Annotated in this window: 12 protein-coding genes; 11 read left to right on the top strand and 1 reads right to left on the bottom strand. The window is 62.7% G+C overall.

All coding sequences use genetic code 11. The features are described from left to right. Window positions 1-7: 7 nt before the first annotated feature. A complete protein-coding gene (locus G522_RS0115300; RefSeq protein WP_026791799.1) occupies window positions 8-1,639 on the top strand; it encodes an alpha-D-glucose phosphate-specific phosphoglucomutase in 1,632 nt (543 codons plus the stop codon). Window positions 1,640-1,699: 60 nt separating this feature from the next. Here G522_RS0115300 and G522_RS27070 read toward each other — a convergent pair whose 3' ends face one another. Continuing rightward, complete coding sequence (locus G522_RS27070) at window positions 1,700-2,968, bottom strand: pilus assembly protein TadG-related protein (RefSeq protein ID WP_051228678.1); 1,269 nt, start codon at window positions 2,966-2,968, stop codon at window positions 1,700-1,702. 310 nt (window positions 2,969-3,278) lie between these two features. Between G522_RS27070 and panC the strand changes: the two genes are divergently transcribed. From panC to xdhC, 10 genes are all read left to right on the top strand, one after another. Further along, window positions 3,279-4,139: a pantoate--beta-alanine ligase gene (gene panC, locus G522_RS0115290; protein WP_036839576.1), complete on the top strand. Its 861-nt coding sequence runs from the start codon at window positions 3,279-3,281 to the stop codon at window positions 4,137-4,139. Between the two features lie 37 nt (window positions 4,140-4,176). Then, entirely contained in the window at window positions 4,177-4,998 is an 822-nt protein-coding gene (panB, locus tag G522_RS0115285; RefSeq protein WP_026791797.1) for a 3-methyl-2-oxobutanoate hydroxymethyltransferase, read from the top strand. A gap of 578 nt (window positions 4,999-5,576) precedes the next feature. Further along, complete coding sequence (locus G522_RS0115280) at window positions 5,577-6,608, top strand: amino acid ABC transporter substrate-binding protein (protein ID WP_026791796.1); 1,032 nt, start codon at window positions 5,577-5,579, stop codon at window positions 6,606-6,608. 218 nt (window positions 6,609-6,826) lie between these two features. Further along, window positions 6,827-8,026, top strand: a complete 1,200-nt coding sequence (locus G522_RS0115270; protein WP_026791795.1) for an amino acid ABC transporter permease — start codon at window positions 6,827-6,829, stop codon at window positions 8,024-8,026. A gap of 10 nt (window positions 8,027-8,036) precedes the next feature. Then, on the top strand, window positions 8,037-9,179 hold the full coding sequence (locus G522_RS0115265) for an amino acid ABC transporter permease (protein ID WP_026791794.1): 1,143 nt from the start codon (window positions 8,037-8,039) through the stop codon (window positions 9,177-9,179). Window positions 9,180-9,226: 47 nt separating this feature from the next. Continuing rightward, entirely contained in the window at window positions 9,227-9,994 is a 768-nt protein-coding gene (locus G522_RS0115260) for an amino acid ABC transporter ATP-binding protein (RefSeq protein ID WP_026791793.1), read from the top strand. A 257-nt stretch (window positions 9,995-10,251) separates the two neighbouring features. Then, on the top strand, window positions 10,252-10,614 hold the full coding sequence (gene uraH, locus G522_RS0115255) for a hydroxyisourate hydrolase (protein ID WP_036839573.1): 363 nt from the start codon (window positions 10,252-10,254) through the stop codon (window positions 10,612-10,614). A 4-nt stretch (window positions 10,615-10,618) separates the two neighbouring features. After that, entirely contained in the window at window positions 10,619-12,109 is a 1,491-nt protein-coding gene (xdhA, locus tag G522_RS0115250) for a xanthine dehydrogenase small subunit (RefSeq protein WP_026791791.1), read from the top strand. Beyond that, window positions 12,109-14,436, top strand: coding sequence for a xanthine dehydrogenase molybdopterin binding subunit (gene xdhB, locus G522_RS0115245; RefSeq protein WP_026791790.1), 2,328 nt, complete (start codon window positions 12,109-12,111; stop codon window positions 14,434-14,436). Before xdhA ends, xdhB begins: the two co-directional genes overlap by 1 nt. After that, on the top strand, window positions 14,433-15,467 hold the full coding sequence (gene xdhC / locus G522_RS27065; RefSeq protein WP_084633209.1) for a xanthine dehydrogenase accessory protein XdhC: 1,035 nt from the start codon (window positions 14,433-14,435) through the stop codon (window positions 15,465-15,467). Before xdhB ends, xdhC begins: the two co-directional genes overlap by 4 nt. Window positions 15,468-15,521 lie beyond the last annotated feature (54 nt).

Genomic DNA, 15,521 nt, shown 5'->3' with positions numbered 1-15,521 from the left:
GACAGGGATGCAGATCAAGACAATCGCCACCAAGCCGATCGACGGCCAGAAACCGGGCACCTCCGGTCTGCGCAAGAAGACTCGCGTCTTCATGCAGGCCGGCTATCTCGAAAATTATGTCGAAGCGATCTTCGCCGGTGTCGGCGGCGTCACCGGCAAGGTGCTGGTGATCGGCGGCGACGGCCGGTTCTTCAACGACAAGGCCATTCAGACCATCATCAAGATGGCGGTCGCCCACGCCGCCAAGAAGCTGGTGATCGGCAAGGGCGGTCTGTTCTCGACTCCCGCCGCGTCCAACGTCATCCGCAAACTCGGTGCTTTCGGCGGCATCGTGCTGTCGGCCAGCCACAATCCCGGCGGCGAGGATGGCGACTTCGGCATCAAGTTCAACGGTTCGAATGGCGGGCCGGCGCCTGAAAGCGTCACCGACGCCATCTTCGAGGCGACCAAAGCCATCACCGCCTACCGGATCGCCGATATCGCCGATATCGATCTTGACCGCCTCGGTATCTCCAAGGCCGGTGACACCGAGATCGAGGTGGTCGATCCGGTTGCCGACTATGTCGAGCTGATGGAGAAGCTGTTCGATTTCGACAAGATCGCCGCGCTGATCAAGTCGGGCTTCACGCTGCGCTTTGATGCCATGCACGCCGCAACGGGCCCTTACGCCAAGGCAATTCTCGAAGGCAAGCTCGGTGCCGCATCCGGCAGCGTCGTCAATGCCGTGCCTCTGCCCGATTTCGGCGGCGGTCATCCTGATCCGAATCCGATTTATGCCAAGGATCTCTACGATTTCATGGCGTCGCCTGGAGGCACCGATTTCGGCGCCGCATCGGACGGTGATGGCGATCGCAACATCGTCATCGGCCGGGGAGCGGTGGTGACGCCCTCGGACAGTCTGGCGCTGCTCGCCGCCAATGCCCATCTTGCCAAGGGTTACGCCAAGGGTCTTGCCGGTGTCGCCCGCTCGATGCCGACCTCCGGCGCCGTCGACCGCGTCGCCGCCAAGAAGGGGCTTGACTGTTACGAGACGCCGACCGGCTGGAAGTTCTTCGGCAATCTGCTCGACGCCGGCAAGGTGACGCTGTGTGGCGAGGAGAGCGCCGGCACCGGGTCCGACCACGTGCGCGAGAAGGATGGCCTCTGGGCGGTTCTCCTGTGGCTCAACATCCTCGCCGTGCGGGGCGAGAGCCTCAAGGATATCCAGCAGAAGCACTGGGCCGAATACGGCCGCACCTTCTACACCCGCCACGACTATGAGGCGGTGGACACGGCCGCCGCCGAGGGGCTGGTGAACAGGCTGCGCGAAATGCTGCCGACGCTGCCCGGCACCAAGGTGGCCGGTCTTGAAGTGGCGAGCGCCGACGACTTTGCCTACAACGATCCGGTCGATGGCTCGGTGACCAAGAAGCAAGGTCTCCGCATCCTGTTCAAGGGCGGCGAGCGTGTCGTGTTCCGTCTGTCTGGCACAGGTACCGAGGGCGCGACGTTGCGTGTCTATCTCGAAAGCTTCGAGCCGGACGTGGCCAAACACGGTCTGGACGCCCAGACGGCGCTGGCCAAGGTCATCGAAGCGGCCGACAAGCTGGCCGAGATCAAGGCGCGCACCGGCCGGCAGGCGCCAGACGTTATCACCTGACGATAGCTCGCTGTTTTTGTGAAATGAGCGAAGCCCGGGCGAGCGCCCGGGCTTTTTTCATCAGTGCGACAGGAAAACGCCACTGTTCGTCGTTGTGGTCGTCGTCGACCCGTTGGAGATCGCCGATGTGTCTGGCGACAGGTTCCAGGTCGTCTGATTAAGGATCAGGGAGTCCGCGACGATGGTGACCTTGTCGAGCGACGCCGTCATGCCGGAGTTCATGGTGAGCTGCCGGCTCGGCAGGTGAATGAGCCCCGAAAGCTCATGGCCGGGGCTGTCGTTCCACGGCCATTGCGACACGGATGTGTTGGCCGTGGTCTCATACATCAGAATGTTGGCGTAGATCCCGGTGGTTGGTGCCTTGAGGTAGGTGGCAGCCCCGGAGTTGAACTGGAACTTCGAGGAGTCGGCGAAATAGAAGGTGACGTCGGTGCCCTGCAGGGTGCCCTGGATGTTCCAGTCGCCACCCCTGATAATGTAGAGGCCTGGGCTGAACGTTGAGACAGTATGGGAGTTGTTGAAGTTCACGCCACCGCAATGCACCCCCGGCAGAAAGGTGTAGGTGGCGGCATCTATATTGCGGCTGTTGTAAGTACAGCTTCCCACAGTAACGGCGGGTAGGGTGGTCGCATAGGGGTCATTTGCCGGCAAGCAGCCCTTTTCAAGGTTGGGGTGCGTACCGCCGTTGTCGATGATGCTGGCGCTCTTGATGCAAATCTTCTTCGAGTTGATCGTCGTGCCGGAGTTGAATATCGCCGCACCACTGGCGCTCGACTGCACGTGTATCTCACAGTTCGCAGCGTTGACGGTGGCGCCCGAGTTGACGAGCAGAGCCTGCGAGTTCCTAGAGGTCAGCAGGATGCATACGGTGCCGGCCGCTGCGGTGGTGGCGGAACTAGTCTTGGGTGTCGCCTTGGCGACGACGCTGACCGACATATCGTTCTTGCCGACGATTGCCATGAAGGACAGGGGAACGGTAACGGTGGCCGCCCCCGAAACGCTGCCGTCGCTGTTGCGGACGAAGCTGGAGTTGAGATTCTCTTCCGCGACGCCCGTGTCGGACAAATTGGCGATGAGAGTGGCCCGACCGGCCTCGACATATCCTGAACCGGTGGTCAACGCCGCCCGGATTGTCGCTTGATCGAGAGCGCTCTGCAGGATTTCCCGCGCTCTGAGCGCTTGGGCAAGATCCACGGCGGCGCCGACGGCAACCACCAGAACGACCAGGGCGATCGCCATAACGACGCCGATCGAGCCACGGATATCCGCCGCCAGCGCCTCCAGGTCGAGGAGTCCATAGGGTCGTTGAGGGGCGCGCAGACCAGACATGTTCAACCTCGTTCAGGTCCAGGCTGTCGCCGAAGAGGCGGTACAACCTAAGGATATCGTTTTCGCTCTCGCGGATAAAACCGTGCAGAGAAGTCTTTTGTGGAATTGTGAACGTTACGATATAAATAATTGTTTTTTGAAACCGATAAATTTTACCGGACTGGGAATTGTGCCGTGGCGGCAGGCTGTACCGCCGCCAAACGCTCAGCGAGGTTGGCAGGCTTTTTGGCAATCTGCCCAATTCTTGGATGACAAAGCGATTTTCGCGGCAGTAAAAGGGCGCACCAAAGCGAAGGCGCTGGAGGGAAGATTGCCACTCGAAACCGTGACCACGATTGCCGAGCTCCGTGAGCGGTTGAGGCCGGCGCGTTGGGCAGGGAAAAGCATCGGCCTGGTGCCGACCATGGGCTACCTTCATCGTGGCCACGCCACGCTCGTCGACCGGGCGCGAGATGACAACGACCTTGTCGTCACGTCGGTTTTCGTCAATCCGCTGCAGTTCGGCCCGAACGAGGATTTTGCCCGCTATCCGCGCGACCTCGATGCCGATCGCAAGATGCTTGCCGCCCACCGCGCCGACATTGTCTTCGCACCCACAGTCGAGGAAATGTATCCCCAGCCGATTGCCACCCATATCGAGGTGGAAGGCCTGTCGGGCCGTCTGGAGGGTGAGCGTCGGCCCGGCCATTTTCGCGGTGTCGCGACGGTGGTCGGCAAGCTGTTCAATGTCGTCCAGCCCGATCGCGCCTATTTCGGCGAAAAAGACTATCAGCAGCTCCAGGTGATCCGCCGCATGGTGGCCGACCTGTCCTTCCCGCTGGAGATCGTCGGTGTCCCGACCGTGCGGGATGTCGATGGCGTCGCCTTGTCCTCGCGCAATGTCTATCTGTCGCCGACCGAACGGTCTGCAGCGCAGGTGCTCAGCCGTTCGCTCGCCGCCGCCGCGGAGGCCATTAGCGCCGGCACCGTGGATCCCCAGAAGATTGAGGCTATTGTCCGAGGTGTTCTTGCCTCGGAGCCGCTGGCTGACCCTGATCTCGTCGCCATTGCCGCGGCCGACACGCTCGAACCGGTCGATCCGAAAGCACTGCCGCCGGCGATCGCGCTGATGATTGCCGTCCGCATCGGTCGCACGCGCCTGATCGATCAACGCGTCGTCGCCGTTACCTGATCAGACACAGCCGGACCTATGTCCCGGAGGATTTAAGATGAGTGCTCCCGTTCGCTCCCGTCGCACCTCTGTTGCCGACATCAAGGCGCTGAAGGGCGTGCGTCCCATTGTCAGCCTCACGGCTTACACGGCGCCGATGGCGGCACTACTCGATCCGCATGTCGACTTCCTGCTGATCGGCGATTCGCTCGGTATGGTGGTCTACGGCTTTGAGACGACGCTGCCGGTGACGCTCGATCTGATGATCGCCCATGGCGCCGCTGTGGTGCGGGGCTCGACGACGTCGCTGGTGGTAGTCGACATGCCTTTCGGCTCTTACCAGGAAGGGCGCGAGCAGGCCTTTCGTTCGGCGTCGCGCGTTCTTTCCGAGACCGGCGCCCAAGCGGTGAAGCTCGAAGGTGGCGAGGAGATGGGAGAAACCATCCGCTTCCTGACCGAGCGCGGCGTGCCCGTGCTTGGCCACATCGGCCTGACGCCGCAGATGGTCAACGTCTACGGCGGCTACAAAACGCAGGGGCGCAACCAGTTCCAGGCTGCCAAGATCAAAGCCGATGCCCGCGCCGTGGCAGAGGCCGGAGCCTTTGGCTTCGTGCTGGAGGGAACCATGGAGCCACTCGCGCGCGAGATCACCGGCGAATCCCCAATTCCAGTGATCGGGATTGGCGCGTCGCCCCATTGCGACGGCCAGATTCTGGTCAGCGAGGATATGCTCGGCCTCTACAACGAGTTCATCCCCCGCCACGTCAAGCGTTTCGCCGACCTGGGAGCCGAGGTTTCCAAGGCCGCCGCTGCCTATGCCGAGGAGGTCAAGGCTCGGACCTTCCCCGGCCTCGAGCATACCTTTCAGCCGAAGATTTAAGTCCGACTTGGACCAAGTGATGAGGGATGATCCCCGGCACCGGTGGCTGGCTGCGGCCCGCCGCCGGTAATCGTCTCTGCGCTTCTACGCTGTCCGGCGCGTATGACTCTTCCGAAAATCAAGTTCATCGGTGTCTACGTGAAAACACGTGACGCCCCGGGGCCTTTTTTTGTGAATTCCGGCTTATGGTTTTCCAGCTGGCGCCAATAGGCCCCGCAGTTTTTCTTAAGTAACCTGTGGACTGGATAAAAAATAACCTGTCTGCATATTTCATGGGCGATGTTTCGATTATCATTTGCGCATGTGTAGTTTGTGGTCAATTTAAGGCGCTTTGCGATTGACCATCGGCATAATTTGTAATCTAGTGACTAAGGAGCCTGTCGTTTCGGCAGGCGTGGAGCGACTGCCAATGGTTTCTATCCTTCGGCCGAAAGCGGCGAGGGTTAGCCTTGGGAAATCGTTTCAAAACTAGGCTCGGTGGATCGCGTGTGCTTCGGCGCTCCGACGATCGGAGCGGGTGTCAACAACAACAAGAGCACCCACGCACCGGGCTTCGTTGGTCATCAGGGGAGACATTCATGCGTTCCAACACATTCAAGACTCTGCTGCTCGGCGCTGCTTTCGTAGGAGCTGGCGCTGTTGCCGCATCGGCCGGCACGCTCGATGATGTCAAAGCCAAGGGCTTTGTGCAGTGCGGCGTCAACGGCACCGGTCTCGCCGGCTTTGGCGCGCCCGACGATGCCGGCAACTGGAAGGGTCTCGACGTCGATGCCTGCCGTGCCGTTGCCGCTGCCGTCTTCGGCGATCCCACCAAGGTGAAGTTCACCGGTCTTTCGGCCAAGGAGCGCTTCACGGCCCTGCAGTCGAAGGAAATCGACATGCTGGCCCGTAACTCGACCGATACGATGAGCCGTGACACGCAGCTCGGCATCACGTTCACCGGCATCAACTACTATGACGGTCAGGGCTTCATGGTGAAGAAGTCGCTGGGTGTTTCCTCGGCCAAGGATCTCAATGGCGCCTCGGTCTGCGTGCAGTCCGGCACCACCACCGAGCTCAACCTTGCCGACTACTTCAAATCCAACGGCATGACCTTCAACGCCGTTGTGTTCGAGAAGCAGGAAGAGGCGGACGCCGCCTATGATGCCGGCCGTTGCGATGCCTACACCACCGACGCCTCGGGCCTCTATTCGATCCGCCTGAAGATGACCAAGCCGGATGACAGCATGGTGCTGCCGGAGATCATCTCCAAGGAGCCGCTCGGGCCGGCCGTTCGCCAAGGCGACGATCAGTGGGAATCCATCGTCCGCTGGAGCCATTACGCCATGCTGACCGCCGAAGAATTCGGTGTGACGCAGGCCAACGTCGACGAGATGAAGAAGTCGGAAAATCCTGAAATCCAGCGCCTTCTTGGCGTTGGCGAAGGTGTCGACTTCGGTACGCCGATCGGTCTCAACAAGGACTGGGCCTACAACATCATCAAGGGCGTCGGCAACTACGGCGAGTCCTTCGAGCGTAACGTCGGCGAAGGCTCGCCGCTCAAGATCGCTCGCGGCCTCAACGCGCTGTGGTCGAAGGGCGGGCTGCAGTACGCTCCGCCGATCCGCTGATCGAACAGGCGAGGGGCGTTCTCAACGGACGCCTCCGTCTCTCGGACCAACGCGATGCGTCGGCTCATGCCGCCGTCCGGTCGTTCATACGTCCGGCCGGCGCCATAAGCGTGCGCAGGCGGTCCGTGTCCAGCGTGTGCGGCGCGTCGCGCCGGTGGCGCCCGCTCTTGTGAAACGTGCTTTTGGCGCCCGCTTGGCGCCCACTCTCGAGGCCTGACATGACGCTCCGAGACAAAACGGTCGACGAAACGCCCCGATCCTTGGTTCGCGCCGTTCTCTATGATGCGACGATCCGCGGCTGGGTGTTCCAGGGCCTGGTCTTGCTCTTCCTGATCCTGTTCGCCGTGTGGGTGATCCACAACACCGCCGTCAACCTGCGTGCCGCCAATATCCCCTTCGGCTTCGATTTCCTCAACATGCGAGCCGGCTTCGATATCTCGCAGAAGCCCATCGACTACACGCTCGATTCCTCGCACGCTCAGGCCTTCAAGGTCGGCCTTCTCAATACGATCATCGTATCTGTGCTCGGCATCGTTTTTGCGACGATCATCGGCTTTGTCGTCGGCATTTCGCGTCTGTCCAACAACTGGCTGCTGGCCCGGGCTGCGACGGTCTACGTCGAGACGTTGCGCAATGTCCCGCTGCTCTTGCAACTTCTGTTTTGGTACAAGGCGGTCCTGTCGGTGCTGCCGGGACCGCGCCAGGGTTACTGGTTGCCTCTCTCGATCAATCTTTCCAACCGTGGCCTGACCATGCCGCGCCCGATCATTGGCGAGGGTTTCGAAATCGTCCTGTGGACGGTGCCGGTCGCAATGGTGCTGGCCTGGGTTATGGCGCGATGGGCCAAGCGCCGTCAGATCGCCACCGGCCAGTCGTTTCCGGTCTTCCGGGCCTCGCTCGGCCTCATCGTCGGACTGCCGCTTGCCGTCTTTCTGGTGCTTGGCGCGCCGCTTTCCTTCGAGTTTCCCGAGCTCAAGGGCTTCAACTTCGTCGGCGGAATGGTCATCCATCCCGAGCTGACCGCCATGCTGTTCGGCATCTCGCTCTACACGGCGACCTTCATTGCCGAGACGGTACGCGGCGGCATTCTCGCCGTGTCGGCCGGCCAGAGCGAAGCGGCCTTCTCGCTGGGACTGCGCCCCAACCAGACCATGCGCCTCATCGTGGTGCCGCAGGCCATGCGGGTGATCATCCCGCCGCTCACCAGCCAGTACCTCAACCTCACCAAAAACTCGTCGCTGGCTCTGGCCATCGGCTATCCGGATCTGGTGGCGGTGTTCGCCGGGTCAACGCTCAACATCACCGGTCACGCCATCGAGGTTATCGCCATCACCATGGCGGTCTACCTCGCGCTGAGCCTCATCACCGCCGCGCTGATGAACTGGTTCAATGCCCGCGTGGCGCTGGTCGAACGCTGAGGGGATGGTCATGAGCCGCATCGAAACCGATACCGTCTTCGTCCGCCGCGATTTTCTTGAACCCGAGGCACCGCCGGCCTCGCTCGGTGGCTTTCCCGGCTGGGCGCGCAAGCATCTTTTCTCGTCGCCCCTGAATATTCTGGTCACCCTGGCGATGGCGCTCCTGCTGGTCTGGGCCGGACCGCCGCTCTTCCGCTGGCTGTTCGTCGACGCCGTCTGGACGGGCACCAATCGCGACGCCTGCCTGCCGAAGAATGGCGAGCCCATGGGCGCCTGCTGGGCTTTCGTCCATGCCAAACTGGCGCAGTTCACCTTCGGCTCCTACCCCGCCGATCAGCGCTGGCGGCCATCTCTGGTGATGATCGGCTTCTTCCTCGGCCTTGCCTGGATCGCCATTCCCAAGATGCCGCGTCGGCGTGAGGGCACGTGGTTGATGCTGACGGCCTTTCCCGTCCTGACCTTCTGGCTGCTCTATGGCGGGTTCGGCCTGCCGATCGTCGAAACTCCCAACTGGGGCGGCCTTCTGGTGACGCTGGTCGTGGCGATTACCGGCATCGTCGCCTCGCTGCCGCTCGGCATTCTCCTGGCGCTCGGTCGGCGCTCGAAGCTGCCGTTCATCAAGATCGTATCGGTGGTGTTCATCGAGATCTGGCGCGGCGTGCCGCTCATCACCGTGCTGTTCATGGCCTCGGTGATGCTGCCGCTGTTCCTGCCCAACGGCGTCAACTTCGACAAGCTGCTGCGCGCCCTGATCGGTGTCGCCCTGTTCACCGGCGCCTACATGGCCGAGACCATTCGCGGCGGCCTGCAAGCCATCCCCAAGGGGCAGTATGAAGGCGCCGCCTCGCTCGGCCTCAGCTACTGGCAATCGATGCGGCTGATCATCCTGCCGCAGGCCCTGAAGATCGTCATTCCCGGCATCGTCAACAGCTTCATCTCGCTGTTCAAGGACACCTCGCTGGTGATGATCATCGGTCTTTACGATCTTCTCGGATCGATCCAGCGCAACTTCTCCGACGCCAGTTGGTCGACGCCGTCGATCGCCCCGACGGGCCTGATCTTCGCCGCCGCCGTTTTCTGGGTTTTCTGTTTCTCCATGTCACGCTATTCGATGTACATGGAGAGAAAGCTCAACACCGGACGCAAGCGGTAAGCCGGCCGTTCGCCGCCGCCCCGCCTGCCGCCAAAGGGACCCCATTCATGGCCGATATTGCCTTAGCTGCCACACCTGTCTCCGAAACCGCCGTCGAGATGATCGGCGTCAACAAATGGTTCGGCGAGTTCCACGTGCTGCGCGACGTCAATCTCTCCGTCAAGCGCGGCGAGCGTATCGTCATCTGCGGGCCGTCCGGCTCGGGCAAGTCGACGACCATCCGCTGCATCAATCGCCTCGAGGAACACCAGAAGGGCAAGATCATCGTTGATGGCATCGAGCTCACCAACGACCTCAAACGCATCGACGAGGTGCGGCGCGAGGTGGGCATGGTGTTCCAGCACTTCAACCTGTTCCCACACCTGACTATCCTGGAGAACTGCACGCTGGCGCCGATCTGGGTACGCAAGATGCCCAAGAAGGAAGCCGAGGAGGTCGCCATGCACTTCCTCACCCGCGTCAAGATCCCCGAGCAGGCGCATAAATATCCCGGTCAGCTCTCCGGTGGTCAGCAGCAGCGCGTCGCCATCGCTCGTTCGCTGTGCATGCGGCCGAAGATCATGCTGTTCGACGAGCCGACCTCGGCCCTCGATCCCGAGATGGTCAAGGAAGTGCTCGACACCATGGTCGGCCTCGCTGAGGAAGGCATGACCATGATCTGCGTGACCCATGAAATGGGCTTTGCCCGTCAGGTGGCCAACCGCGTCATCTTCATGGACCAGGGTCAGATCGTCGAGCAGAACGAACCGGAGGAGTTCTTCTCCAACCCCATGCACGAACGCACCAAGCTGTTCCTCGGCCAGATCCTCCACTGATTTCTTGACGGGCGCCGGCGGCTTATCGGCTGCGGCGCCCGTTCCATATCTTCAGTTTTCACTTTCAAAAGTCGCCTGATTGGTTTGGATTTCCATACTATTTCCCCACCACCCCATCGTGGTTTACGGCTGGAAAAGCTAGGATCACCTAGTCTGTTTCGGGAAATGGGCCTTCCTAAAGGCGGCAAGTCGTGCCAGACAAAACGTCTGCGACAGAAGCCGGCTTTCTGCCGGCGCCGACAGGGAGGAGCTGAGCGTTGGCTGAGGGGCGTCTGACGACCCATGTGCTCGACACGGCGGCGGGGCGGCCTGCTGCCGGCCTGAGGATAGAACTCTGGGCGGTTCGTGCCGACGGCAGCCGCGACCTTCTTCGTGAAGCGACGACCAACCAGGACGGTCGTATCGACGGCCCGCTGCTTTCCGGCAGCTCATTTTCCACCGGATCCTACGAGCTGGTGTTCCATGCCGGCGACTATCTGCGCGCGGCTGGCCATACCCTTACCGATCCGGCTTTTCTAGACATCATACCCATCCGTTTCGGCATTGCCGACGCGGCGGCCCACTATCATGTGCCGCTGCTGATATCGCCTTACGGATATTCAACCTATCGCGGGAGCTGAGCCCATGCGCGACTCCATCCGCATCGTCCGCCGCGGGCGGATCGTCGAAATCGACGAGGTCCAGCCGACCGAGACGTTGCTCGACTACTTGCGCCTCAGAGAGCGCGCCACCGGCACCAAGGAAGGCTGCAACGAGGGCGACTGCGGCGCCTGCACCGTGGTCATCGGCGAGTGGCGTGATGGCCGCGTCGTCTACCGGCCGGTCAATTCCTGCATCCAGTTCCTCGGAGCCATGGATGGCAAGGAAATCGTCACCGTCGAAGACATCGCCTGGCCAGACGGCCGGCTGCATCCCGTGCAGCAGGCGATCGTCGATGCTCACGGTTCGCAGTGCGGCTTCTGCACGCCCGGCATCGTCATGAGCCTCTTTGCGCTCTACCACGGCGAGGGACGCGACGGTCCGCCGCCCCGCGACGAGGTCGTGACCGCATTGGCCGGCAACCTCTGCCGCTGCACCGGTTACCGGCCGATCGTCGACGCCGCGCTCGTTGCGATGGATGGGCCACCCGCTGACCGCTTCGTCGATGCGATGAGCCAGACGGCCGGCCTCTTGCAGTTTCTCGCCGATGGTCAGGATGTGTTCATCGGCTCCAACAGCGCTTTCTTCGCCGCACCGGCCAGCCTGTCGGTCCTGGCCCAACTGGTCGTGAAATACCCGGAGGCAACGCTGCTGGCCGGCGGAACCGATGTTGGCCTCAAGGTCACCAAGGGCATGCGGCCAATCTCTCAGGTCATCTACGTCAGTCGCGTCGCGGCGCTCAAGCAGATCGAAGATGTCGGCGACGCGCTGATTCTCGGGGCCGGCGTCACCTACGACGATGCCGCCGGTGTCTTCGCTGACCTCGACCCCGACCTTGGCGAACTCATCCGCCGCCTCGGCTCGCGGCAGGTGAGGGCCGTCGGTACCATCGGCGGCAACATCGCCAACGGTTCGCCGATCGGCGATATGCCGCCAGCGCTGATTGCCCTCGGTGCAACGCTGGAACTTGCCCATGGCGAGGAGGGGCGTGCCCTGCCGCTCGAGGACTATTTCATCGCCTACGGCAAGCAGGACCGACAGCCGGGCGAGTTCGTCGCCGGCCTGTTGGTGCCCAAGCTGGCGCCGAACCAGGTGTTCCGCGCCTACAAGATCTCCAAGCGGTTCGACGAGGACATTTCGGCGGTGATGGGGGCGTTCCGCTTCACCATCGATGATGGCGTCATCACCGAGGCACGGATCGCCTTTGGCGGCATGGCGGCGACGCCGAGGCGGGCGCTTCATGCCGAGGCGCGCCTTGTCGGTGCCCAACCGGCGCGGGCGGCGAGCTGGGGGGCGGCCATCGAGGCGCTCGGCGACGACTATGCACCGATCTCCGACATGCGGGCCTCGGCAGCCTATCGTATGGAGAGCGCCAAGGCGTTGCTCGCCAAGGCGCTGGTCGAATGCGCCGGCGCGCCGACCAGTCGCACCCGCGTCATCGGCCGCCGCGAGGCGCCGGAAACAGAGGTGGCCTGATGAGCGCGCCCGAGTCTGAGCTCCCTGAAGTGACGGCTGACCGAGCCATTCATCGTTCGACGCCCCATGACAGCGCCGTTCTGCATGTCACCGGCCGCGCCGTCTATATCGACGACATGGTCGAGCCGACCGGCACGCTGCATCTGGCGCCCGGCTTCTGCCCGGATATGGCGCGCGGCCGCATCCGCGACATCGACCTCTCGCGCGTTCGGCAGGCGCCCGGCGTCGTCGCCGTGCTGACCGCCGCCGACATTCCCGGTCGCAACGACTGGTCGACCTCGACAGGTGGCGACCCGATCCTGGCCGAGAAAGAGGTGGAGTTCTGGGGCGAGGTGCTGTTCTGCGTCGTCGCCGAAACGCGCGATGCCGCCCGTCGGGCGACGCGGCTTGCGCTGTTCGAGGGCGAGGCTGAGCCGCCGGTACTCACGGCCGAGGAAGCCAAAGCCAAGGGACTGCGTGTGCTGGACGACTATGGCTACGGCCGGGGCGATGTCGCTCGGTCCTTTGCCAGTGCCCAGCGCCGGTTCGATGGCATGATCCGCAATGGCGGGCAGGAGCACTTCTATCTGGAAGGACAGATCGCCCTCGCCATTCCCGGCGAAGCAGGCGACATGCACGTCTATTCGTCGACCCAGCATCCATCCGAAGTGCAGCATTGCGTCGCCCATATGCTCGGCGTGCCCAACGCCATGGTGACGGTTGAAGTGCGGCGCATGGGCGGCGGCTTCGGCGGCAAGGAAAGCCAAGCGAGCCAGTGGGCCTGCCTTGCCGCGTTGGGGGCTCGCGTCACCGGCCGCCCCTGCAAGCTCCGGCTCGACCGTGACGACGACATGGTGATGACCGGCAAACGGCATGACATGACGACGGCTTTCGCGGTCGCTTATGACAGCTCGGGCAAGATCCTGGCTGCCGACATCGACTTCATGGCCCGCTGCGGCTATTCCGCCGATCTCTCGGGCGGCGTGAACGACCGGACGCTGTTCCATGCCGACAACGCCTACTATTACCCCAATGTCGCGCTGAAGTCGGAACGGCTCAAGACCAACACCGTGACCAACACCGCGTTCCGTGGGTTTGGCGGGCCGCAGGGAATTCTCGCCGCCGAGCGCATCATGGATACGCTGGCCATCGTCACCGGCATCGATCCGCTGGAGGTCCGCAAGCGGAACTTCTATGGCCCCGGCCGCGATGTGACGCCTTATGGCCAGAAGGTCGAGGACAACATCCTGCCGGAGTTGATCGCCGATCTGGAGCGTTCCTGCGACTATGCCAAGCGTCGGCAGGAATGCCGCGCCTTCAACACCAAGAATCGCATCCTCCGCAAAGGCATCGCGTTGACGCCGGTCAAGTTCGGCATCTCCTTCACGCTGATCCACCTCAACCAGGCTGGCGCGCTGGTGCATGTCTATACCGATGGTTCGGTTCATCTGAACCATGGCGGCACCGAAATGGGGCAGGGCCTCAACACCAAGGTGGCTCAGGTGGCGGCCGATGCCTTCGGCATCCCGCTCGACAAGGTACGCATCACCGCGACCAACACGTCCAAGGTGCCGAATACCTCGGCCACCGCTGCCTCGTCCGGTTCGGACCTCAACGGCATGGCGGCGCTCGCCGCCTGTGACGCGATCAAGGAGCGCATGATCGCCCATCTCGTGGCGACCACCAACGCGGCGCCGGAAAGCGTGGTGTTTGCCGACGGACGGGTCAGCCATGCCGGCGGCTCGCTGTCCTTCGCCGATCTCGCCAAGGCCTGCTACGAGAACCGCGTGCAACTTTCCGCGTCCGGCTTCTATTCGACGCCCAAGATTCATTGGGATCGCCAGAAGGCCGAGGGTCGGCCCTTCCTCTATTTCGCCTATGGCGCCGCCTGCGCGGAGGTCACCATCGACACCATGACCGGCGAGATGAAGGTCGACCGGGTGGACATCCTCCATGACTGCGGACGATCTCTCAATCCGGCCATCGACATCGGCCAGATCGAGGGTGCCTTCATCCAGGGCATGGGCTGGCTGACCACCGAGGAACTGGTGTGGGACGATAAGGGACGGCTCGCCACGCACGCCCCGTCTACCTACAAGATCCCGACCGCCGGTGACGTGCCGGCCATCTTCAACACACGCCTCTGGGACGGCGCCAACCGCGAGGAGACCATCCACTCCTCCAAGGCGGTGGGCGAGCCGCCGCTGATGCTGGCCTGTTCGGTGTTTTCGGCGATCTTCGACGCCATCGCCAGCCTGAAGCCGGGTGCCGTGCCGCCGCTTGACGCGCCGGCGACGCCCGAGTCGATCATGCGAGCCGTATCCTTCATGCGACGGAGTGAGGCATGAGGGAGGTCTTCGCCCCGCTTCACCGTCTTCTGGCCCGTGACGGCGTCGCGGCTCTGGTGACGGTTGTCGGGGCGAAGGGGTCGACGCCGCGTGAGGCTGGCGCCCGCATGGTGGTATCGATTGATGGCGCCATTTCCGGCACCATCGGCGGCGGCCGGCTTGAACTCGACGCCATGGAGCATGCCATCGCCGCCTTGCATCAGGGGCGTGATAGCAGTGAGCGCCTTGACTTGGCGCTTGGGCCGTCCATCGGTCAGTGCTGTGGTGGCGCTGTCAGCGTGATGGTCGAGACCTTCACGGCTGCCCGGCTCGAAGAGGTCGCGAAACTGGCCGAGGCGGAAGCAAAGGGGCCTTTCCAGACCACGGCTATCAGTGCCGGTACCGCGCCGATCGACCGCCGCGTCATCGGCACCGCACTGGTGGGACCGACCGCTGAAGTCGATGCCGACGGTCGGCTTGATGAGAGCTTCGGCGAGCCGTTGCGTGAGCTGCTGTTGTTCGGCGCGGGACATGTCGGCCGTGCAGTCGTGCTGGCACTGGCACCACTGCCGTTCCGTATTCGCTGGATCGATGGCCGAAGAGCGGCTTTTCCCGATCTGCCTCTGTCCCGGCTGGAGCAGGTGGTGACTGGCACGCCGGCCGCCGAACTGAAGGCCGCTCCATCCGATGCCTTCGTGCTGATCATGACGCACGATCACGGTCTCGATCTCGACATCCTGCACGCGTCATTGTCGGAGGATCGATTCCCTTATGTCGGGCTGATCGGCTCGCGCACCAAGCGCGCACGTTTTGAACATCGGCTCGCCGAACTCGGCCACGCTGAAGCTCATATCAGGGCTTTCACCTGCCCAATCGGTGTGCCGGGGATAACCTCCAAGGAACCAGCGCATATCGCTGTTTCCGTGGCGGCAGAGCTGTTGATTGTGGACGAGAAACTTCGTAGGACCCCGGTCGGAGAAACTGCCACCGGGCAATCGGCCGACAGCTTACAAAATGGGCAGGTTGCCCAATTATTCGGACATTCCGGCTGAATCTTTTGGCGCGTCCGGTGGGCGAAATCGTGCTTGTATGCTGCACAGAAAATA

The sequence above is a fragment of the Pleomorphomonas oryzae DSM 16300 genome (assembly GCF_000422965.1).
Lineage (GTDB): Bacteria > Pseudomonadota > Alphaproteobacteria > Rhizobiales > Pleomorphomonadaceae > Pleomorphomonas > Pleomorphomonas oryzae.
Note: the sequence above shows the minus strand (reverse complement) of the source record. Positions and strands in the feature narration are given on the sequence as shown.